The organism is Christiangramia aquimixticola (assembly GCF_048285835.1).
GTDB classification, from domain to species: domain Bacteria; phylum Bacteroidota; class Bacteroidia; order Flavobacteriales; family Flavobacteriaceae; genus Christiangramia; species Christiangramia aquimixticola.
The window spans coordinates 309,315-330,239 of the sequence record NZ_JBLVTL010000001.1 but is presented as its reverse complement, the minus strand read 5'-3'; the positions used below and the strand labels follow the sequence as shown (position 1 = coordinate 330,239).

The following is a 20,925-nucleotide window of genomic DNA, read 5'->3' as shown; positions in this document are numbered from 1 at the left end:
ATTACCTTTTGAACTTAAATTTATAAGAATGAAGTATTTGTTTGTAATATGTTTTCTTTTTCTGTCTTTGACGAGTGCAGTTAATGCGCAGTCGTTTAAATACCACACTGTAAAAAAGGGGGAAACTGTATTCAGTATCTCTCAGTCCTATAGTATAGATGAGGAAGATATTTACAAATACAACCCAGATGCTCGACAAGGCATTGGTATAAATGAGAAACTGGTTATTCCAATTGAGAATAATGCAACTTCTTCAAATACTTCGGTTCAGTTTAAAGAACATAAGGTAAAAAAGAAGGAAACTTTATATAGCCTTTCCCGTGAATATAATGTGAGTGTGGACGATATTAAGCGTTATAACAAACATTTGTATTCCAGTGAATTGCAAATGGGAGAAGTGCTTCAAATTCCGGTTGGGCAAATTCCTTCAACTGTCCTTCCAAAGAAAGAAACTACTGTAGCGCCAAAACCTTCAGCAGTTTCTCAAAATTTTAAAACAAGAGAGCATATTGTTCTGCCTAAAGAAACCAAATACGGGATCGCCAGAAAGTATGGGATGACCCTTACAGAGCTTAACGAATTAAATCCTAAGGTGGAGGTGCTTCAACCTGGAATGATGATAAGGGTTGGTACCAATGTTCTGGAAGATGAGCCTGTGATAATTACAGATGACAGATTTCGATTCTATGAGGTAAAACCTCAGGAAACTCTTTACAGTTTATCTCAGAGATTTGGAGTAAGTCAGGATTCATTAAGGAGATTAAATCCAGCACTGGATGAAGGATTAAAATTCGGGATGGTTCTTAAAGTTCCGGCAAGAGAGGGTGAGGATATTGAAAATGATTCCGATTTTGAGGTACAACCCGGAACGGCTAACACCCTTGTAGATCTTAGTACTTCTTTAAGCAATCGAAGCAAAACTAAGGAAATTGTATTGCTTTTACCATATCATTTAAATATGGTACAGGAAGATTCCTTGCAAACTTACCGTAAGGCCATTATGGATGAGAGGGTTTTAAGAATTTCCCTTGACTTTTACAGTGGTGTGCTTATGGCAGTTGAAAAAGCTAAAAAGTTGGGAATTTCTACCAATTTAAGGGTGTTTGATACCAAACGAGAAGCTTCGGAGATCCAATCGATCATTTACTCCAATAATTTTGATAATGTAGATGCAGTAATTGGCCCGCTGATGAAAGATGTTACTGAGACTACTGCCTCGTTGTTGCAAAATAAAAATGTTCCGGTAATCAATCCGTTATCCAATCGTGAGATGAAGGGTTATACCAATCTTGTTCAATCCAGGCCAAATGAAGAATATATGCAGGAGAAAATGGTTGACTATATTGCCCGTAATGCTTCCGGAAAAAATGTGATCGTGGTTGCCGATGGTAAATCTTATACCATAAAGAACAAGATCATGAACGCGATTCCTTCTGCCCGGGCTGCAAATCCATCAGATAATTATATTGCAGAATCTAAACTTGCAGAAATGCTGAAACCGGGAGAAAACTGGGTTATCCTGGAATCTGAAAGTATTAATCTTGTTTCAAGTGTAACTGCTGCGCTTAACCGTTTAGCCAGAGCTCATAATATTAAACTGTTTACTACGAATAAAAATAATAGTTACGAAAGTGACATAGTTTCAAATAATCACCTTGGTAAATTACAAATGCATTACCCATCTGTAGATAAGGAGTATGATACAGCAAAAACAAAGGATTTTATTGAGGATTATGAAAAGAAGTATAAAATCCAGCCAAATCAATATGCCATTCGCGGTTATGACCTAACTCTGGATGTGCTTTTACGCTTGGCATCTTCTCAAAACCTGTATGAATCTTTTGAGAAATTTCCTGGTTATACTGAATATTACGAGAGTAAATTCCATTATATGCCTAAACCGAATGGTGGATATTTAAACGATGCAATCTATATTCTGAAATTAAACGAAGACCTAACCATCTCTGAAGCTAATGACCTCTAGAGTAACCTATCTTGGAAATCTTAGAACTGAATCTGAACATTTACAGAGCGGATCTAAAGTATTAACTGATGCACCCGTGGATAATCATGGGAAAGGTGAAGCCTTTTCGCCTACAGATACTGTCGCCAATGCTTTAGCTACCTGTATGATTACTATTATGGGAATAAAGGCTGAAGAAATGGGAGTGGACCTGGTTGGGACTTCTGCTGAGGTTCAAAAAACCATGGCTTCCAATCCGCGTAGAATATCCAGGGTTGAGGTGAACATTTACTTCCATAACGATCACTCAGAAAAAGAAAGAAAGATTCTGGAAAATGCAGCTAAAACCTGCCCGGTTTACTATAGTTTACACCCGGAGATTGAGAAGAATATCGTATTCATCTACCCTTAAATTTTGTTGATATCCTAAAAGGAGAATTTATGACGAAGTTGAAATTTGTTAAAAAGAGGCAACTTCAGTTTGTGCTGCTTTAAATTCAGCCATCATTTCCTCTACGATCTGGGCAGCCGGTTTTATATCATTGATCAATCCTGAGATCTGACCTATTTCCAGTTCTCCCTCCTCAAGGTCTCCTTCAAACATTCCCTTTTTCGCTCTGGCACGGCCCAGTAACTCAATAAGATCTTCTTTAGTAGGAGAGGTAGTGTAAAGTTGTTGAACTTCCTCAAAAAATTTATTTTTAAGAAGTCTTACCGGGGCCAGCTCTTTTAAGGTAAGCACAGTATCACCTTCTTTGGCTTCCACTACTTTATCTTTGAAATTTTGATGGGAAGAAGCTTCCGGAGTAGCTACAAACCTGCTTCCTACCTGAACGGCATCGGCACCAAGTACCATGGCTGCAAGCATCCCTCTACCGGTGGCAATTCCACCAGCAGCGATCAATGGGATTTCGATCTTTTCCTTAACCATAGGAATAAGAGTGAAAGTGGTGGTTTCGTCACGACCATTATGGCCACCGGCTTCAAAGCCTTCAGCAACGATGGCATCTACTCCTGCTTCCTGAGATTTTATAGCAAATTTCACACTGCTTACCACATGGACCACTTTGATCCCATGCTCCTGAAGGTGCCTGGTCCACGTCTTAGGATTCCCGGCAGAGGTGAAAACAATTTTAACCCCATCCTCAATGATTATCTCCATGATTTTATCAATGTCTGGATATAACATGGGGACATTTACGCCGAAGGGTTTGGATGTAGCCTTTTTACACTTTTGAATATGTTCTCTAAGAACTTCCGGATACATGCTTCCTGCGCCAATAATTCCTAATCCGCCGGCATTAGAAACTGCACTGGCAAGTTTCCAGCCACTGGCCCAGATCATTCCTGCCTGGATAATTGGATAATCAATATTAAAAAGGGTTGTGATGCGGTTATTGGTAGTAGCCATTATTTTTTAATAAGGATAAACGATTTTTTGGAATTATTTTTTTCAAACATAGCAATATATATTCCGCGAGAAAAACCTGAAAGGTCAATTTCTTTCTGATTCTGGTCTGTAATATAAAGCAGCCTTCCCGTAATGTCGAACAATCTTAAGGTATAAGGATCATTTTTAAAGTTCCCAATTTTAAGAAAGTCTTCTACCGGATTGGGATAGACAAATAGCTCCAGCCCGGTTTTTTCGATAATTTCCACTTCCGTTTTAAAGTCGGGACTCAGAGAAAAATCAGGAATTCCAAGGCCTAAGAATACATTTGGATTAGCATACAGATGTGCAAGTTCGCGCACCATCTCTAAAACCTCCAAATTTGTCCATTCTGGATTGATCTGCCAGAAACTTGCAGCCGCTCCCGCCATTAAAGGTGAAGAAAACGAAGTTCCGTTAACCTGTAAAAATTGATTGTTTTCGTTAATTACCGTCACGTCCATTCCCTGAGCGGCCACATCCGGTTTTACCCGACCGTCTGCGGTAGGGCCTCTGGAGCTAAAACTGGCGTAAGTTTCGGTTGGAGAAACCGCTCCAACGGTTAAACCGGAAGCATCTGCAGGCGCACCTACTGTATGGAAATATTCTGCATTTCCACTGTTTCCCGCTGAACTTATTACCAGTATTCCTTTTTCCAAAGCCATATTAGCACCCTTTGAAATAAAGGCGGTTACTCCGTCCATATCTTCAGGAGAATAATGATATTTTGGATCGTCAAAAAGGGAATAGCCTAAGGAAGTATTAATTATATCCACCCCTAAACTATCAGCTCTTTCGGCAGCTTCAACCCAGTAGGATTCTTCGACCGGGGTTTCAGTTGCAGCGACTTCAGTTATAAATAAATAGTAAGAGGCATCTGGTGCAGTTCCGGCGAACTGATCCTTTATAAATCCAGCCATGGTAGATAACACCATAGTCCCGTGATTGTGTCTGGAAGGATTGGTGTAATTTATTGAGCGGGTAGTGAAATCATAACCGCCCAATAGTTTTCCTGCGCCTCTTAAACGCGCGAAACCTGTGGCTTTATCCACACCGGGATAACCGGCATCCATTACGGCTATGGTCATTCCCTGGCCGCTAAAATTATAATTGTGAAGATGATCAACTCCCAGCATTTTTACCTGGGTTTCTGCCAATCCATATTTGAATTTTGGGGTTACTTCCAATTTATTTTTCAGCAACGGCTTTTGGGTAGTTCTATCTGAATTGCGGTTATCACTCTCAAAAACCACCGATTCAACAAAATCGAGATCTGCAAGTTCCTCGATTTTGGCTCTTTCTCCAAGAACGTGGGCGCAATTGAACCATTTGGATTTTGCCAGAACCTGGATTCCATTCATGTTCTTAAGTGCAGATATATATTCCTCATCTACTGGAATATCGCGGTGATCCATTGGAGTACCCCGTAATTCTTTTCTCTGGACCGCCTTCTCGCTTAGAATTGATTGGGGGTTTTGTAGAACCTCCGCAGTATTGGCTTTTTCAATAAAATAAATGCGGGCATGTTCTGTCTGGCCAAAACAAGTTCCGGCATACAGCAAAAAAAAGATGAGGTACCATCTCATAGAATATGAATTATGATATCACCCCGGACCCAAGGAGTTCATCGTTTTTATACCAGGCAACAAATTGTCCCTCTGTAATCGAAGCTTGTGGTTCTTCAAAAACTATATACATCCCGTTCCCGGTTTGATGCAGCGTAGCATCCTGCAAAGGCTGTCTGTATCTAATTCTTGCCTTAACCTTCATTTCTTTATCTCGGGCTAGGCGAAGGTCCGGTCTTACCCAATGTACTTCGTCCTGCACTATATACAGCGCCTGACGGTATATACCGGGATGATCTTTCCCCTGACCTGTATAGATCACATTCTCTTCAACATCTGTATCTATTACAAAAAGTGGTTCCGGAGTTCCACCCACGGCAAGACCCTTTCGTTGGCCTTTTGTAAAGAAATGTGCTCCCTGATGGTTTCCTACAACCTTCCCATCATCTTTTTGATAGGTATATTTTTTAGAAAGGTGTTTAAGCTCTTCCAGTTTTGAATTAAAAGTTAGTTCTTCCTCTGCATATACATCATTACTTGCAGGAACTTCTACAATTACACCATCTTTAGGTTTCAATTTTTGCTGAAGAAAATCTGGTAATCTTACTTTCCCTATAAAACACAAGCCTTGAGAATCTTTTTTATCGGCGGTAATAAGGCCTTGTTCAGTAGCTATTTTTCGCACTTCAGATTTCTGAAGTTCTCCAATTGGGAAAAGAGTTTTTGATAACTGATCCTGGGTTAACTGACATAAAAAGTAAGACTGATCCTTATTGTTATCCTCCCCGGCCATTAATTGATAGATGGTTTCACCGTCTTTTTCAAACTGGGATTTTTTACAATAATGACCTGTAGCCACGTAATCTGCACCAAGAGATAGTGCGATCTTCATAAAGACATCAAATTTGATCTCACGATTACAAAGCACGTCGGGATTTGGAGTTCTTCCTTTTTCGTATTCGTTGAACATATAATCCACAATACGCTCTTTGTACTGTTCACTAAGATCCACAGTCTGGAAAGGAATAGCAAGTTTATCGGCCACCATCATGGCGTCGTTACTGTCGTCCAGCCATGGGCACTCATCGGAAATGGTTACTGAATCATCGTGCCAGTTCTTCATAAAAAGCCCGATTACCTCATAACCCTGTTCTTTTAACAGATATGCCGAAACACTGGAATCAACTCCTCCTGATAATCCCACAACTACTTTTTTCATCTCTTTTGTGCATTTAATTCTAACCCGGATAGAGTCGAATAATCGTTGGCAAAATTACGAAATAAAAAAAGGTGGCGAAAGCCACCTTCTACTATAAAGTTCGATTTATATTACTTCTCAAAAGTTATGCTTGAAGTAGGCAGGCTGTTTGGCCTGAAAGTAAACCTTGAATCGCTACTAAAACTTACTGTCCCTGTTACCTCGCCTAATTGAGGAATCTCGAAGGTATACTGAGAGTTTGAAGAACTGCTCCAGGTCCCACTGGAAGAATCTGATACACAATTCCCGTCAACTGTAGAATAGAATTCAGAATTGGCAGATTTATCCATATTAAAGGTAATATAAGACTGTCTGGAACAATCATCCAGGCTATAGCCGGGAACATTATTTGCCTCTACCATGAACCAGGTACCAAGGATCGCTCCATCGTCTGTTGCTGAATCATCATCACTACATGCCATGAACAGGCTAACTGCCACTAATAAAATAAAGATCTTTTTCATAAATAGATTTTTTTAGATGACTAAATATATAAATTAATATTCTTTCTCTTCAACCAGTTTCCCTTCAGTATAATACTTCCAGATTCCGGATTTATTGCCTTCAGTATAGAAACCTTCCATGGTTTTTTCTCCTTCCGGGGTAAAATAAGTTGCTTTTCCATGTAATTTTCCGGCTTTGAAATTCAATTCTCTGGTGATCTGGCCATTTTCAGCAAATATTAAACTTGTCCCATTTTTTTCACCACCCTTATAGGTGGTCTTTTCGGCGAGTTTTCCATTCTTATAATAAGTTTGCTGCAAACCATTAAGTTTATCTTCTTGATATTGCTCGGTCATCATAATGCTATCTGATGCCTGGTGAAAATATACCCATTTCCCTTCCCGCTTACGATCAACCATTTTTCCATTACTAATGGGTTCACCTTTCTGCGTGTAATACGTGACGTTTACAGAATCTTTATTTTTTTCAAAATTCATGATCGCTGCAGGATGATCATAGAATCCTTTTTTGTAGAATTTAAATTCACCAATTTCTTTTCCGTGTTCAAACCTGCCTTCAAATCGTGGGTTTTTCGTTCCTTCAAAATAAACTTTCCAGTCACCATGCTTTTTACCTTGAGCATCTAGTTGATTTGTTTGAGAAAGGACCAATGATGGAATGATTAATAAAACAAGAAAAAAGATTTTTTGAATGTGCATGTTAAAGCAGGTTTATAAATTTAAAGTTACAGCTGATTTTTCCAATTCAAAAAATAGTCCAAATTTTTAAAATGTAATTTGCTGCATCAAAAAAGCCCTTACAAATGCAAGGGCTTTTTTATTATTTCTTTTGTTTTTTCTGTTGCTCTTCAGCTTGTTCCATCATCTCCTGGAATTTCTTGGTAAACCTGTTTTGCTTTTTAGGTTTTTTCTTGTTTTCCTGGATCTTCGCATGGATCTTATCTTCATCAATGATCACATATTTAATTACCAGCATGATCCCAATGGTGATCAGGTTGGATGTGAAATAATACAAGGATAATCCACTCGCATAGTTGTTGAAGAAGATTAACATGATAAGCGGAGACAGATACATAAGGAATTTCATGTTTGGCATTCCCGGTTGCTGATTTGCCTGCATACTTTGTCCCGTTGTCATCATCATATAAATAAAGATGGCTACAGAAGCTAAGATTGGGAATAAACTCACGTGATCTCCATAAAAAGGAATAGTGAATGGCAGTTCTGCAATTACATCATAACTTGAAAGGTCATCTGCCCAAAGGAAATCTTTCTGTCTTAACTGGAAAGCACTTGGGAAGAACTGGAACAAGGCATAGAAAACAGGAATTTGCATAAGCGCCGGTAAGCATCCACTCATAGGGCTGGCTCCCGCCTTGCTATAAAGCTTCATGGTTTCCTGCTGTTTTTTCATCGCATTGTCCTTGTACTTTTCGTTAAGTTCATTGATCTCCGGTCTTAAAATCTTCATTTTAGCCTGTGATAAATAAGACTTATAAGTAACCGGTGACAGTACAATTCTTACCACAATCGTCATTGCAATAATGGCCAGTCCGTAGCTTGGAAGCACTCCTGAAAGAAATGCAAAGAATGGAATGAATAAATATTTATTGATCCATCCAAAGATCCCCCAACCTAATGGAATGATCTCATCAAGGTTACGGTCATAATCGTTCAGGATCTTATAGTCTGAAGGACCATAATACCAGTTCATATTATAATTAAGCTCTCCGGCTTTAAGTTTCAAAGGAATACTTGAAGCAAAAGTCTTGGTGTAAACGGTATCGATCTCCTCATCTTCAACAAGATTCTCTACTTCAAAATATGCTTTTTCAAAAGGAGTATCTGTAAGCAGGATAGAGGTAAAGAAGTGCTGCCTGTATGCGATATAACTAACATCATCTTCTTCATCGTCTCCGCCGCTTAGGTTGTCATCATCTTCCCCGTCATATTCATAAATAAGGTCTGTATAACGATTTTCGTAAGAAATACTTTTTGCATGACGGTAACCTTTTAGTTTCCAGTCTAATACAGGTGTAACAGACGAATTAAGAACTCCGGTAAGGCCTTCAGAATTAATGCTGAAATCCAGCATATATTCTCCCGGTCTCATGGCATAACGGTATTCCAGATATTCCTTGTCTGAAACCTTCAGTTTCATGGAAAGGATCTGATTTCCGTTATTTTCGGTTAATTCCGGCTCAAAAAATAGATTCTCTGTATTAAGCGTTCTGCCATCAGTAGTACTGAAGGTTATATTAAGTGAAGCATTCCCGTCTTTTATAAGGTAAACCGGAATAGAATCATAAGTTTTGAAATTCTTTAATCGGGCTTCTTCAATATAACCACCTTTATTGGCAACCTTTAAAATTAAAAGATCGTTCTCTATGGTAGTTGTACCACCCTGGGCTGAAGGTAGAGTTTCAGAATAACCAAAAGCTCCAAGGCGTCTTTGAGCATCTGCCAGTGCCGTAGAATCATTCGAAGGGCGATTATCCTGTATTTCAGGAGTACGGGTTTCTGTATCCTTCTTTTCAGGAACAACCTGTTCGGTTGTGATCTCATTAGTATCTGTCTCTTCAGGAGTGTTATTGTAAAGCATCCAGAGTAGGATACCTCCAATTAAAATAAATCCAATTATGGATTGAATGTCAATTTTCTTTTCTTCCATTATTTAATTTTGCTTAATCTTCCTTGTCAAAAAAATGACCAACTTTTACTTCTGTGCCATCTTGGCATTTTTATTTTCCTGTGAATATAAATGAGCGGCCTTTACAAAGGATACAAAAAGTGGATGTGGATTGGCAACAGTACTTTTATATTCCGGATGATATTGAACGCCGATGAACCATGGGTGATCTTCAAGTTCAATAACTTCAACCAAACCGGTTTCCGGATTAATACCAGTACTTGCCATCCCGGCATTTTCTAATTGTTCCTGATACTCATTGTTATATTCATAACGGTGGCGATGTCTTTCCTGGATCAAATCTTTTCCATATACATCATGGATAGTAGACTTTTCGCGCAAACTACACTCCCAGGCTCCAAGTCTCATGGTGCCACCTTTATGGGTAATCTCTTTTTGTTCCTGCATTAAATCAATTACAGGATGTTTAGTTTCCGGATCCATTTCAGACGAATTGGCTCCTTTTAACTGAAGTACATTTCTGGCAAATTCTATAACCGCCATTTGCATTCCCAGACAAATTCCCAGGAATGGCATTTTATTCTCACGGGCGTATCTTACCGCATCGATCTTGCCTTCAATTCCTCGTTCACCAAATCCAGGTGCAACAAGAATACCATCAAGATGACTTATCTTATTATGAATGGTACTGTCATTGATAAATTCAGAATGGATGTATTCCACTTTTACCGAAACTTCATTCTCAGCTCCGGCGTGTATAAATGCTTCCAGGATGGATTTATAAGAATCCTGTAATTCTACATATTTACCAATAAGGCCAATGTGAACTTCTGCTTTTGGATTTTTATGTCTTTTAAGGAACTGGTTCCATCTTTCCAGATTTGGTGTAGTATCATCCGGAAGTGCTAATTTCTTCAATACCACGGTATCCAGACCTTCCTTAAGCATCATATTTGGAACGTCGTAAATGGTAGGAGCATCGATACTTTGGATCACCGCTTCCTGTCTAACATTACAGAAAATAGCCAGTTTACGTCTTATATCATCAGAAAGTTCGTGCTCAGTTCTGCAAACAAGAATGTCGGCTTTAATTCCACTTTCCATTAGTGTTTTCACACTATGCTGCGTTGGTTTTGTTTTAAGTTCCCCGGCAGCCGAAAGATATGGTACAAGGGTTAGATGGATCACAAGAGCATTATCATCACCAAGTTCCCATTTTAGCTGTCTAACTGCTTCGATGTAAGGCAGAGATTCAATATCTCCCACGGTTCCACCAATTTCGGTAATAACGATGTCATAATCCCCGCTGTTTCCAAGGATCTGAATACGTTCTTTAATTTCGTTAGTGATATGCGGTACCACCTGTACGGTTTTACCAAGAAATTCCCCACGCCTTTCCTTATCAATTACACTCTGATAGATTCGGCCGGTAGTAACATTGTTAGCCTGAGAGGTATTTACGTTCAGGAATCGCTCATAATGACCAAGATCAAGATCGGTTTCTGCACCGTCTTCAGTCACATAGCATTCTCCATGTTCATAAGGATTTAAAGTTCCCGGATCTACGTTTATATACGGATCCAGTTTCTGAATAGTAGCCCTAAAGCCCCTTGCCTGCAATAATTTTGCTAAAGAAGCGGCGATGATCCCTTTACCAAGGGAAGACGACACACCTCCGGTTACAAATATATACTTGGTATTGGCCATTTTAGTTGTTTTGTTGTGTTGTTTTATTCAGGGCGCTAAATTACAAAGAAGAATAGAAAAACAGGCCAATTAGAAAGGCTAATATTGTGAGGTATTTAACAGCAGATTATTTACGAAAAGATGGGCTGGGATAGCGTATTCTTATTTGCCTTAAAAGGCCCTCAAGGCTATTCACCTTTAGTTCAAATACCTGTTGCATCTGGTCTCCCAGTTTGCCGGGAGGGAAACCTTTTTGCCTGAACCAAACAAAATAAGGTTCCGGGATGTCAGATAAATAATATCCCTTATACCTGCCAAAGTGCATTTTCGCGTAGGCGAGCTCCAGAAGTTTTTGAGGATCGGGTTGCAGTTTAATAAGCTTTTAAATGTTCCGAAATTTCTAAAAATTTCTTCTTATTCATGGGCTTTACGACATATTTTATTACACATGGGTATTCTTTTGCTTTAGCCTGATCGAAATTACTGGTGCTGCTGCTTAAAATTATGATAGGATGACTTTTTTTCCTTAACCTCATGGCATCCAGAAATTCCCATCCGTTCATTTCAGGCATATTAAGATCCAGAAATATCAAAGCTTTTTCTTCTTCAACTACAACATCAAGTGCTTCTGCGGGGTTGGTAAAATCTATAACTCCATCTGTAAAGCCTTCCAGCTGAAGCAATTTTTTTGTTATGAAATTGGATATTGGTTGATCATCAACCAGATAAATTTTATTCATGGCATTAAGACCTTAAAGTCTTTTATTAAGGGTAAAACCTGGTAGGGTAATAAAATTGGTACCTGTAAGGCTATTAGCTGTTAAAGCTAAATGAAAATTCAGAATATCTCATCCAAACAGGATTTTTAATTCGGCTGCAAAGATACGAATTCTTTTGGTTTGAATCCTCCTAAAGAGATGTACAGAAAACCTGACTTTAAAATACAGCTGAGGGTAGAATTTTAGGCCTCTAAGCGTGAGAATTGACGTTAAATATTTCGTAATCTTTAGCAGGTCTATAAAGGTATCTTTAGTTTTAAGGTTCAAAAATCATATAAAATCATATGGCAATATTTGGTTCCCTGATCAAGAGTTTGATCGATATAAAAGATACGCTAACTTCTGAAGGTGAAGCAGAAAAAGAGCAACTGGAAGTGCTAAAAGATCTTTTGAACAAAGCAAAAGACACCGCTTTTGGTAAAGCATACCAATTCGATAAAATTCTGGAATCTGAAGATATACGTAAAACTTTTGCGGAGACGGTTCCTTATTTTGATTATAACAAGATTCATGAAGAATGGTGGCATCGCTACCACAAAGGAGAAGAGGATGTTACCTGGCCGGGAAAACCACCATATTTTGCTTTAAGCTCTGGTACAACGGGGAAATCAAGTAAGAGAATCCCGGTTACAGATGATATGGTGGAATCTATTAGAAAAGCTGGGATCAAACAGGTGAGCGCATTGAGTAATTTTGATCTTCCTGCAGATTTCTTTGAAAAAGAGATCATGATGCTGGGAAGTTCTACAGATCTGCATAAAGAAGGAGACCATGAAGAGGGAGAGATCAGTGGGATTAGTGCGAGCAACATTCCTTTTTGGTTCAGAAGTTATTATAAACCCGGCGAGGAGATCGCTAAAATTGATGAATGGGATGAGCGGGTGCAAAAAATTGCAGAAACCGCTAAAGATTGGGATATAGGCGCTTTAAGCGGAATCCCGTCCTGGATGGAGCTTATGCTAAAGAAGGTAATTGAATATCATAATGTAGATAACATCCACGATATTTGGCCAAATCTTCAGGTTTATGCTTCCGGTGGAGTGGCTTACGAACCTTATGAAAAAAGTTTTAATGCCTTACTGGGGAAACCGGTTCAGGTAATTGATACCTACCTTGCTTCAGAAGGCTTTCTGGCTTTACAAAACAGACCGGATACTTCCTCCATGAAGTTGATCACAGATAATGGGATATATTTTGAATTTGTTCCGTTTAAACCGGAGTATATAAAAGAAGATGGTTCTATAACCGACGATGCACCGGTTATTCAATTAGAAGATGTAGAGGAAGAAAAAGACTATGTGCTGTTAATTTCTACAGTTAGCGGTGCCTGGAGATATCTTATTGGCGATACTATCAAGTTTACCGATAAAGAGAAACATGAGATCCGCATTACCGGGAGAACCAAATTTTTCCTCAATGTTGTAGGATCTCAACTATCGGTAAATAAAATGAATGATGCGGTCAAGGAACTGGAGAACATTTTCGATATCAAGATCCCGGAGTTTGTAGTAGCTGCAAAAAGGGCAGAAGATGGCGAATATTACCATTACTGGTATTTGGGAACTGTAGATAAGGCTGATAACGAAAAGCTTGCCGATGCATTGGATAAAGCATTGATGGAGGCAAATAAGAATTATAAAGTTGCCAGATCCAAAGCTTTACACGGGGTGAAAGTAACTACCATAGACCCTAATATGTTCCATGAGTGGAATGCGGTTAATAAGAAAAAAGGCGGGCAGGTGAAAATGGAGAAAGTAATGAACGAAGAAAAACTTGCTCGATGGGATGAGTTTTTAAAAGAAAAGGGCGCACTTAATTAATGCGCCACTTCTTCATGGATCTCATCGATAAGGACCATAATTTCTTCCTGAGAAAGATATAGGTTCTGTATTCTGTTCTTATAATTTTCAGACAGGTGGGAATGATTTAAAATAAAATCTTTCGTAGCGATTATTTTATCTCCAAGGCCATGGTTTACGGCATAAGTATCTGCTATCCTTTCAGCCTCCCGGATATAATTCTTCGAGGTAACATATTTTATCCCAAACCAGATAAGTCCTGCGCCTGTCCTGTCACGGTAGTCCATTATATGACCCAGTTCATGACCTAACCAACCTATTAGAACATCTGACGGAACTTTGGAAAGGTCAAAAACCTCGTCTTCAATTCGAAACTTTTCATTTATGTAGATTATATAACTCCTGTTCTTGCGCTTTTTAAAAAGACCACCCAGTTTTGGCTGAGCCTGCATAAAAGACTTCTTAATGTTCTTTTTAAATTTAAATTCGATAGGAGTATCCTTCAGTTCTGGATAATGCCCAAGGGCAACATAGGCTTCCCTCCAGATTGACTCCGGAACTATTTTATTACTGAACTTTAAACTATCTTTTTGCTGCATAGGTGTAGACTGTGCATAGCATGCCGGTAAGAATACCAAAAAGCTGATTATTAATGTGAAACTTTTTAAATAGCCTGCCATATAATTTTCTATTTATTCAAAATACAACAAAATTGATGCCTGCTAAAAATTATAATTTTAAAATAGACTTAAAATATTCAGTATTAAAACCAAAAAAAAGAGCAGTAAAAAATACTGCTCCTTCAATAATTACAATTGACAATCTACTTAGCTTTTCATGATCTGTTGCAATCTCTGCTGCAATTCGGCATTACTTCTAAGGGCCATCGCGAGTTGCTGGTATCTTTCCAGACTAAGCTCACTTTCCTTTATGATGTTCTCCATTTTTTTCTGAATTTCAGGCTGGATGGATTGAAATTCTGCGATCACTAAAGCATATTTTTTATCCTCAACTTCGGTAGTTTCGATATTTTTATTTGGATCTGATTTTGCTTCGTGGATGGCGTTAAACCTTTTTAATTCAAGATCCTCTTCCTGAACTACGGCAAGCATTTGTTGCTGCGCCTGTTGATTTACCATGCGCATTTGTTGGAACACCTGAGCAAATTCGGTTAACTCATCCTTACTCACTTCTACAGATTCCTGTTGAGGCAAAGTTGTAGTTTGAGCCATCGTGGTGGCAGTTCCAAGTGCCATTACAATACATAAACTGCTTATTAACTTCTTCATTTTTTTACCTTTTAAATTTAAAAAACGGAAACTATGAAGGCTAATATTCCTAACCAAGGCTTTAAGAAAAGGAACCAATTAGTTAAGTAATATTTAACGGGAAATACTCGTGGGTGTTAAAAGGAAAAGTGAGCAGTGGTCATTACCATTACTCCTTCCTAATGTTTTTTTCGTAGAGTTCGATCCATTCCTTGGCCGAGATTTTTGCAGCTAGTTCACCTATTAATTCAAATGGGATCTCGTCTAACTTTTTTAACCGAATACAGCTTTTGCCCATATCGGCTTTTTTGCCAACACGTTTTTTATATTCTGAAGAAAACCAGTCATGAAGATCTTTATCGGCATAAATTCCCGAATGATAAACCCCGATGAAATTTTTTTGGGAAGCCAGATTCATATAAGGTAATGGAAGCTCCGGCGTGCAGTGATAGCCTGGCGGATAGACTGAATGTGGAACCACATATCCAATCATCCCGTAACTCAGGGTTTCTTCAAAGCCTTCAGGAATATTATCCCTAATAAGCTGCCGTAATTTATTAAGGGCATCGTGTCGCTCTGATGGAGCATGGGAAATATATTCAGCAGGGGAAGAGGCTTCTATTTTCATAAGTACCGGATTAACTTTAAAGTTACTCAAAATAATTTATCCAAAATAGCAGGAACTCAGATTCGTCGGGGAGTTTTGAGAAGGTGAAATAAACCAAAAACAGGGCCCAGGGCGAGAATTGGAAGCAGGAGGTATAGGTCAATAAATTCAGAAATAAAACTAAAGATTTGAATACTGAAAATCGTAATTAAAAACCCTATTCCATTAACTATGGTAAGCGCGGTTCCACGAGATTCAGGATCTGTATTGCGCGCGACAAGGGTGGAGAAAAGAGGAGAGTCTGCTACCACCATTATTCCCCACAAGATCAAAAACATGACAAGGATTTCTTCTGAATTTTGAATTAATATAAATGGTGAAAGTAGACAACAAAGTCCTGACAATAATAAAGCAGCACCCGCGGTTTTTTTGACTCCGGCCTTTTCAGAAATAAAACCAGCTATTACACAACCCAATGCTCCGGCACCAATAATTAAAAATGAGAAAAACGAAATACTGAAATGTACTGAAGGATGTACTTCTCTATATAAAATAAGAATTACGGGGATAAAAGCCCAGAATGTATACAATTCCCACATATGTCCAAAATAAGCGAAGGCTGCACTTTTAAATTTCCTGTTTCTGAAGATTTTGGAAACCAGTTTAAAATCGGGAGTTGTTCTTCGCATTATTAATGGGCCGTCTTTTATAAAAAGTAAAATGAAAATTCCACCTAATAGTGATAGGAGGGAGGTAGTTAAGATCACGTAATCCCATTTAAATTCAATTTTCCCGGTTACTTCTTTAATAAGATGTGGAAAGGCAGTTCCTAAAACCAGAGCTCCTACTAAAAAACCCAGCGATCTGCCTAAACCTTCCCGGTAATAATCTGCCGCGATCTTCATACCCACGGGATAGATCCCGGCCAGTGCTAAACCGGTAAGGAACCTTAAAATGATCAATGAAATTAGATTATTATCCTGCCATAAAATTCCCAGATTAAAAAGTGCCCCGGCTAATGCACTAAAAAAAAATAATCTGGAAGGTGAGTACCTGTCTGATAAAGTGAAAAATGCAAAAATCAGGGATCCAAGGATAAAACCCAATTGAACTGCTGAGGTTAGATGCCCCATCGCTGTGACAGGCAGATCAAAATTCTGGATAAGCTCAGGCATTACCGCATTTCCGGCGAACCACAGCGAAGTACAGCAAAATTGTGCTATTACAATAATGGGTAATATCTGAAAAGGAACCTTAGGCAATGGAAATTCAGTCTGTTTCAGATATTAATTATTATTGTTTGGAAAGCTAATTTAATCTTTTAGATTTTCCTCCTTAAGGTTCAAATCTTTATCTCTTAAATATTTATTCAGAAAAAGAAGGATCTGTTTGTAACCCTTTATCTCATTTTCCTTTTTTATAAAACCATGCCCTTCATCTTCAAAAACCACATATTCTACGGGGACATTATTAGCCCTGACAGCTTCCACAATTTCGTCAGATTCTATTTGTAAAACTCTGGGGTCATTAGCACCTTGAAGCACCATAACCGGATTCTTAACCTTTTCAGCATGAAATAAAGGAGAGATTTTTTTTAATCGTATTGAATCTTGGGTATTTGGATCACCAAGTTCTTCATAAAGCGCTTTTTTATAGTCTTCCCAGAAAGGAGGAATCGAGCGCAATGTACGAATCCAGTTAGTTACTCCAAAAATATTTACCCCTACTTCAAATTCATCCGGAGCAAAGGTCATGGCTGCCATGGTCATATAACCGCCATAACTACCACCTATGATTCCTATTTGATCTTTGTTTATATAGTCCTGAGACTGCAGCCATTTTTTACCATAGATAATATCCTGAAGATCTTTTTCTCCATGATTTTTGTCATCCATTTTATAAAAACTTTTTCCATAGCCGCTACTTCCCCGGTTATTTACAGCCAGTATTGCATATCCATGATTTACTAAATATTGAATCAAGGCAAAATAACTAACCCGGGATTGACCACCGGGCCCACCATGAACCCAAACCAGGGCCGGTTTTTTATTGTTTGGAGATGCATTTTTAGGCTTATAAAAGATCGCAGGGATTTCAAGATCATCAAATGACTTATAGCGAACCACTTCTCCAGCAACCAAGTCATTAGGATCAATTTCCGGGTTTAGTGTCCTGGTAAGTTTTTGTACCTCTTTAGTTATCAAATTATAAACGTAAATGTTGTTAGGGGTTTTAGAAGTCCCAACCGTTAGCCTTAATAAATTCTCGCTATCTGAAAATTTTGCAGCTACTATATTGCCATCTGAAAATTCTGGCCTATCCAATTGCTCATTGTTCTTTTCATCTCTAAGGATTAGTTTATTTGATCCATCTTCGTTAATAGCAATCACTCGGTATTTATCATTTTTGCTTAGGGTACTGTACATCACATCCCAATTTGTTTCGAAGACAACAGCTTTAATTTCAGTGGATATGTCGTATGACATCAGTTTATTAAATTCTCCTCCATGATCTGTGGTAAAGAATAATGCAGTTTCTTCTTTATTAAAACCAGTAGGAGAATAGGAAGATCCTGGTTTGGATATCTCAGTTAATTTATCTGAAGCTTTATCATATAAAAAAAGCTTGTTTTCACTGGTCGTGATAGGTTGATTTAAGACAATATATTTTCCTGACGGTGATACATCAGAAATCATAAGACCATTTGAGTTTTCATATAGCAATTCTGGCTCCCAATCTCCAATTTTCGCGCGGTAAAGATCGAAGTAACGTGAATCTCTTTTGTTGGATAAGTAAAACAGAAATTGATTGTCCACGCTCCACCCCAGGAAATTAGCTTTTTCCTTCTCACCCGGAGTTAGATCCTGGGTAGAACCGTCTGGTTTTAACAGGTATAAATGATCTAATTCATTCCCTCCTTTATCTGCAGAGTAAAGGATGTCATTTGTTCCGGGAACATAGTCAACGGCAAAAAGGGATTCATCCTTGGAAGTGGTAATTGGTCTTATGGTTTGTTCGGAAAGATCTATCTCATATATATTGAAAATACCCGACTCATCTGAACTTATAAGTAATTTGGTTTCATCGTTTGAAAACTGGCCACCACCTATTCGAGTATTTTCATAGAACTGTTCAATGCTGTATTTTTTCGGTTCTTCTTGCTCCTGGGCAATCATAGTTGCAGTAAGCAAAAAGATGAGGTATTTCATCTGTTTCATCTGAGATAAAAATTGGTTAATAGTTGAAAAACAGATAAATATACGAAAAAAGTCAGGCGTTTTTATACCTTCATAAATCTAGGGGTTAGATGAAATTCTGATTGTTATTGGTAAGTTCATGAACTTCCTCACCGGTATGTTTGGTAGCAGCAGGTTCAAATAACATTACGTGCACTTCCTCTTCTGCAATTGGTTTGTGTTCAACACCACGCGGTACTATAAAAAATTCATTTTCGTTCAATTCAACCATGCGGTCGCGAAATTCTATCTTTAACCTTCCCTTAATGATCAGGAACATTTCATCTTCATCTTTGTGCGAATGCCAGATAAATTCACCTTTAAGTTTTGCAAGTTTGACCTGCTGGCCATTCAGTTCTCCCACGATTCTGGGGTTCCAATGGTCAGAAAATTTACTCAGTTTTTCTTTTAAATTTACTTTATTCATCATCTTGAGGGATTTTATGGTCGTAGCTTAATACTCTTTTAAGATCCATTCTTTCTCTTGTAATATCCAGATATGGGTGAATTTGGCTATGCTGGTACGGTGTAAGGATTTTCCGTTTTCCTGGATATAAAATTCGTGTTCACCTTTTTGAATGGCTCCATATAATTTGCCATTGGTAAATAAAGGATATACCTCAAGGCTGGAATCATTGAGTTTTCGAATAGGTTTAGCATCAGGGTTAGAACAAATATTCGATTTTAAGGCATTCAAAAAATCGGTTTTATTAGTTGTAAGTCCGCCCTGATCGTGAAAGAATTCAAGATCTTCACTAATGAAGTCCTCAATTTTATCAATTTCACATCTATTGAAACCACGTTCAAAAAGTAAACTATCCCTTGATTTTAATTGCTGGAATAATTCCGATTCCCGGTTCACCTGAGCACTGCCGTTATGCAGGGCAAATGCACAAATTAGAAAGAGCAAGTATTTCATATCGGCATTAATTTTTCATTAACCACAAATAGGATTCAGTAAAATTTTCAGCCCACATGCTTTCATTATGTTTTCCTCCTTCAATAATTTTAGTTTGAATTTGAGCGGGATCTAGACCTTTCTCATTTAAAATTTTGACCATTCTTTTTAGATCAGGGACCATTTCGTCAGATTCTTCAGTCCCAACAAGAAAATAGAATTTGGTGGTATTATCAAATTGAGTTTCTTTGGTTAAATCATAAATCTTTTCATTAAACCAGAAAGACGGTGAGTAAACTCCAACTTTACCGAATATGTCAGGATATTTCAATGCTGCATAATAAGAAATTAATCCACCAAGGGAAGAGCCAAATATCCCGGTGTTGCTTTGGTCTTTAAGCGTTCGGTAATTTTCGTCTATATAAGGCTTTAATGTTCTAACAATAAAATTCACATATGCATCACCCTTGCCACCACCATAATTTTCATGTGGAAAAGGAGTTAATTCATCTATACGTTTTTCTCCACCGTGTTCAATCCCCACAATAATAGCTTTAGGCTCCTGGATGCTATCCAGACTCTCATCAATCTGCCATTCTCCTACATAGGAGGTTTCTTTATCAAAAAGGTTTTGTGCATCGTGCATGTAGATCACGGGATAGTGCTTATCTGTTTTCTCATATCCGGCCGGTAGATAGATCCATATCTTTTTTTTAAAACAATCTTCTCCGGTTTCTAACTCAAAAGTATTCACATTTACAGAAGCGGTACTTTGAGAAAATGCATAAAATGTGAGAAAAGACAGGAGGATGGAAATTAAAACTTTGTGATGCATTCTGAAATTTTAGTTTAAAGAACTCAAAGTAAGTTTAAGTTGGGTTAAATTGCAATAATGTGAAAAGATTCTATTTGAATTTTTTGTAACCATCAGGTAATGTTTATTTATAGGTTAAAATTTGATTGAAGAGAAAACAATTGAATAGTCTTTTACGTTTAAAGAAAGGATAGTAATAATTAAAAATAAGGAGTATGAAAAATTTAAAAATCTATGGACTGTTGCTAAGCTCTTTAATGTTGCTGGCATCATGTAATGATGATGAAGGGGTGACCCAGTTGGAGATGGATTTGAATTCAAAATTCGTTAAGGCAGATGTGCAGGTAAGCACTTCGAGTCTTCCCCAGAGGATTCTTAATTATATTAGTTTGAATTATCCCAATGTAACCATTCATAAGGCCGAGATCGAGGATAATAATAACTATGAGGTTTATTTGAGTAACGGACTGGAATTGATCTTTGATTCTGAAGGGAACTTCCTGGGAATA

Annotated in this window: 20 protein-coding genes and 1 pseudogene; 4 read left to right on the top strand and 17 right to left on the bottom strand. The window is 38.1% G+C overall.

What is annotated here, in order from left to right; genetic code table 11:
• Positions 1-28 precede the first annotated feature (28 nt).
• Together ACNKXV_RS01410 and ACNKXV_RS01405 are read left to right on the top strand one after the other, a co-directional pair.
• Positions 29-1,984 (top strand): amino acid ABC transporter substrate-binding protein, encoded by a 1,956-nt coding sequence (locus ACNKXV_RS01410; protein ID WP_417905911.1) that lies wholly within the window; start codon positions 29-31, stop codon positions 1,982-1,984.
• The gene (locus ACNKXV_RS01405) at positions 1,974-2,375 is read left to right on the top strand and encodes an OsmC family protein (RefSeq protein ID WP_417905910.1); all 402 of its coding nucleotides are present in this window, start codon (positions 1,974-1,976) and stop codon (positions 2,373-2,375) included. Before ACNKXV_RS01410 ends, ACNKXV_RS01405 begins: the two co-directional genes overlap by 11 nt.
• Positions 2,376-2,423: 48 nt before the next feature.
• Here the strand turns inward: ACNKXV_RS01405 and ACNKXV_RS01400 are convergent, their stop codons facing one another.
• From ACNKXV_RS01400 to ACNKXV_RS01360, 9 genes and pseudogenes are all read right to left on the bottom strand, one after another.
• Positions 2,424-3,374, bottom strand: a complete 951-nt coding sequence (locus tag ACNKXV_RS01400; protein WP_417905909.1) for an NAD(P)H-dependent flavin oxidoreductase — start codon at positions 3,372-3,374, stop codon at positions 2,424-2,426.
• Positions 3,374-4,978 carry a S8 family serine peptidase gene (locus ACNKXV_RS01395; protein WP_417905908.1) on the bottom strand — a complete coding sequence of 535 codons (1,605 nt, stop codon included), beginning with the start codon at positions 4,976-4,978 and terminating at the stop codon, positions 3,374-3,376. The genes ACNKXV_RS01400 and ACNKXV_RS01395 overlap by 1 nt, the downstream gene beginning before the upstream one ends.
• Positions 4,979-4,988: 10 nt before the next feature.
• Positions 4,989-6,212: pseudogene (mnmA, locus tag ACNKXV_RS01390) on the bottom strand (tRNA 2-thiouridine(34) synthase MnmA); the annotation flags it as partial.
• 74 nt (positions 6,213-6,286) lie between these two features.
• Positions 6,287-6,679 (bottom strand): lipocalin-like domain-containing protein, encoded by a 393-nt coding sequence (locus ACNKXV_RS01385; RefSeq protein ID WP_417905907.1) that lies wholly within the window; start codon positions 6,677-6,679, stop codon positions 6,287-6,289.
• A 33-nt stretch (positions 6,680-6,712) separates the two neighbouring features.
• Complete coding sequence (locus tag ACNKXV_RS01380) at positions 6,713-7,378, bottom strand: toxin-antitoxin system YwqK family antitoxin (RefSeq protein ID WP_417905906.1); 666 nt, start codon at positions 7,376-7,378, stop codon at positions 6,713-6,715.
• A gap of 121 nt (positions 7,379-7,499) precedes the next feature.
• Complete coding sequence (gene yidC / locus ACNKXV_RS01375) at positions 7,500-9,350, bottom strand: membrane protein insertase YidC (protein ID WP_417905905.1); 1,851 nt, start codon at positions 9,348-9,350, stop codon at positions 7,500-7,502.
• 45 nt (positions 9,351-9,395) lie between these two features.
• A complete protein-coding gene (locus ACNKXV_RS01370; protein ID WP_417905904.1) occupies positions 9,396-11,036 on the bottom strand; it encodes a CTP synthase in 1,641 nt (546 codons plus the stop codon).
• 106 nt (positions 11,037-11,142) lie between these two features.
• The gene (locus ACNKXV_RS01365) at positions 11,143-11,385 is read right to left on the bottom strand and encodes a DUF3820 family protein (RefSeq protein ID WP_417906340.1); all 243 of its coding nucleotides are present in this window, start codon (positions 11,383-11,385) and stop codon (positions 11,143-11,145) included.
• Position 11,386: 1 nt separating this feature from the next.
• Complete coding sequence (locus tag ACNKXV_RS01360; RefSeq protein ID WP_417905903.1) at positions 11,387-11,755, bottom strand: response regulator; 369 nt, start codon at positions 11,753-11,755, stop codon at positions 11,387-11,389.
• A 323-nt stretch (positions 11,756-12,078) separates the two neighbouring features.
• Here ACNKXV_RS01360 and ACNKXV_RS01355 point away from each other — a divergent pair, with 323 nt between their 5' ends.
• A complete protein-coding gene (locus ACNKXV_RS01355) occupies positions 12,079-13,614 on the top strand; it encodes a GH3 family acyl-acid amido synthetase (protein ID WP_417905902.1) in 1,536 nt (511 codons plus the stop codon).
• Here the strand turns inward: ACNKXV_RS01355 and ACNKXV_RS01350 are convergent.
• From ACNKXV_RS01350 to ACNKXV_RS01315, 8 genes are all read right to left on the bottom strand, one after another.
• Entirely contained in the window at positions 13,611-14,192 is a 582-nt protein-coding gene (locus ACNKXV_RS01350) for a hypothetical protein (protein ID WP_417906339.1), read from the bottom strand. The genes ACNKXV_RS01355 and ACNKXV_RS01350 overlap by 4 nt on opposite strands.
• Positions 14,193-14,420: 228 nt before the next feature.
• The gene (locus tag ACNKXV_RS01345) at positions 14,421-14,882 is read right to left on the bottom strand and encodes a DUF4168 domain-containing protein (RefSeq protein ID WP_417905901.1); all 462 of its coding nucleotides are present in this window, start codon (positions 14,880-14,882) and stop codon (positions 14,421-14,423) included.
• A 148-nt stretch (positions 14,883-15,030) separates the two neighbouring features.
• Entirely contained in the window at positions 15,031-15,489 is a 459-nt protein-coding gene (locus ACNKXV_RS01340) for a DUF1801 domain-containing protein (RefSeq protein ID WP_417905900.1), read from the bottom strand.
• A gap of 56 nt (positions 15,490-15,545) precedes the next feature.
• Positions 15,546-16,730 (bottom strand): MFS transporter, encoded by a 1,185-nt coding sequence (locus tag ACNKXV_RS01335; protein WP_417905899.1) that lies wholly within the window; start codon positions 16,728-16,730, stop codon positions 15,546-15,548.
• Positions 16,731-16,781: 51 nt separating this feature from the next.
• Positions 16,782-18,686 carry a S9 family peptidase gene (locus ACNKXV_RS01330; RefSeq protein ID WP_417905898.1) on the bottom strand — a complete coding sequence of 635 codons (1,905 nt, stop codon included), beginning with the start codon at positions 18,684-18,686 and terminating at the stop codon, positions 16,782-16,784.
• 85 nt (positions 18,687-18,771) lie between these two features.
• Positions 18,772-19,131 (bottom strand): cupin domain-containing protein, encoded by a 360-nt coding sequence (locus tag ACNKXV_RS01325; RefSeq protein ID WP_417906338.1) that lies wholly within the window; start codon positions 19,129-19,131, stop codon positions 18,772-18,774.
• A 27-nt stretch (positions 19,132-19,158) separates the two neighbouring features.
• Complete coding sequence (locus tag ACNKXV_RS01320; protein WP_417905897.1) at positions 19,159-19,623, bottom strand: nuclear transport factor 2 family protein; 465 nt, start codon at positions 19,621-19,623, stop codon at positions 19,159-19,161.
• Between the two features lie 7 nt (positions 19,624-19,630).
• Positions 19,631-20,437, bottom strand: a complete 807-nt coding sequence (locus tag ACNKXV_RS01315) for an alpha/beta hydrolase (RefSeq protein ID WP_417905896.1) — start codon at positions 20,435-20,437, stop codon at positions 19,631-19,633.
• Positions 20,438-20,631: 194 nt separating this feature from the next.
• Here ACNKXV_RS01315 and ACNKXV_RS01310 point away from each other — a divergent pair.
• Positions 20,632-20,925: PepSY-like domain-containing protein (locus ACNKXV_RS01310; RefSeq protein WP_417905895.1), on the top strand; the 294-nt coding region annotated here is incomplete at its 3' end.

Coding starts and splice junctions, on each gene's coding strand:
- ACNKXV_RS01345 (WP_417905901.1), bottom strand. CDS start 14,882: ATGAAGAAGTTAATAAGCAGTTTATGTATTGTAATGGCACTTGGAACT.
- ACNKXV_RS01325 (WP_417906338.1), bottom strand. CDS start 19,131: ATGAATAAAGTAAATTTAAAAGAAAAACTGAGTAAATTTTCTGACCAT.
- yidC (WP_417905905.1), bottom strand. CDS start 9,350: ATGGAAGAAAAGAAAATTGACATTCAATCCATAATTGGATTTATTTTA.
- ACNKXV_RS01400 (WP_417905909.1), bottom strand. CDS start 3,374: ATGGCTACTACCAATAACCGCATCACAACCCTTTTTAATATTGATTAT.
- ACNKXV_RS01370 (WP_417905904.1), bottom strand. CDS start 11,036: ATGGCCAATACCAAGTATATATTTGTAACCGGAGGTGTGTCGTCTTCC.
- ACNKXV_RS01330 (WP_417905898.1), bottom strand. CDS start 18,686: ATGAAACAGATGAAATACCTCATCTTTTTGCTTACTGCAACTATGATT.
- ACNKXV_RS01320 (WP_417905897.1), bottom strand. CDS start 19,623: ATGAAATACTTGCTCTTTCTAATTTGTGCATTTGCCCTGCATAACGGC.
- ACNKXV_RS01385 (WP_417905907.1), bottom strand. CDS start 6,679: ATGAAAAAGATCTTTATTTTATTAGTGGCAGTTAGCCTGTTCATGGCA.
- ACNKXV_RS01405 (WP_417905910.1), top strand. CDS start 1,974: ATGACCTCTAGAGTAACCTATCTTGGAAATCTTAGAACTGAATCTGAA.
- ACNKXV_RS01350 (WP_417906339.1), bottom strand. CDS start 14,192: ATGCAGCAAAAAGATAGTTTAAAGTTCAGTAATAAAATAGTTCCGGAG.
- ACNKXV_RS01395 (WP_417905908.1), bottom strand. CDS start 4,978: ATGAGATGGTACCTCATCTTTTTTTTGCTGTATGCCGGAACTTGTTTT.
- ACNKXV_RS01355 (WP_417905902.1), top strand. CDS start 12,079: ATGGCAATATTTGGTTCCCTGATCAAGAGTTTGATCGATATAAAAGAT.
- ACNKXV_RS01315 (WP_417905896.1), bottom strand. CDS start 20,437: ATGCATCACAAAGTTTTAATTTCCATCCTCCTGTCTTTTCTCACATTT.
- ACNKXV_RS01380 (WP_417905906.1), bottom strand. CDS start 7,378: ATGCACATTCAAAAAATCTTTTTTCTTGTTTTATTAATCATTCCATCA.
- ACNKXV_RS01340 (WP_417905900.1), bottom strand. CDS start 15,489: ATGAAAATAGAAGCCTCTTCCCCTGCTGAATATATTTCCCATGCTCCA.
- ACNKXV_RS01410 (WP_417905911.1), top strand. CDS start 29: ATGAAGTATTTGTTTGTAATATGTTTTCTTTTTCTGTCTTTGACGAGT.
- ACNKXV_RS01360 (WP_417905903.1), bottom strand. CDS start 11,755: ATGAATAAAATTTATCTGGTTGATGATCAACCAATATCCAATTTCATA.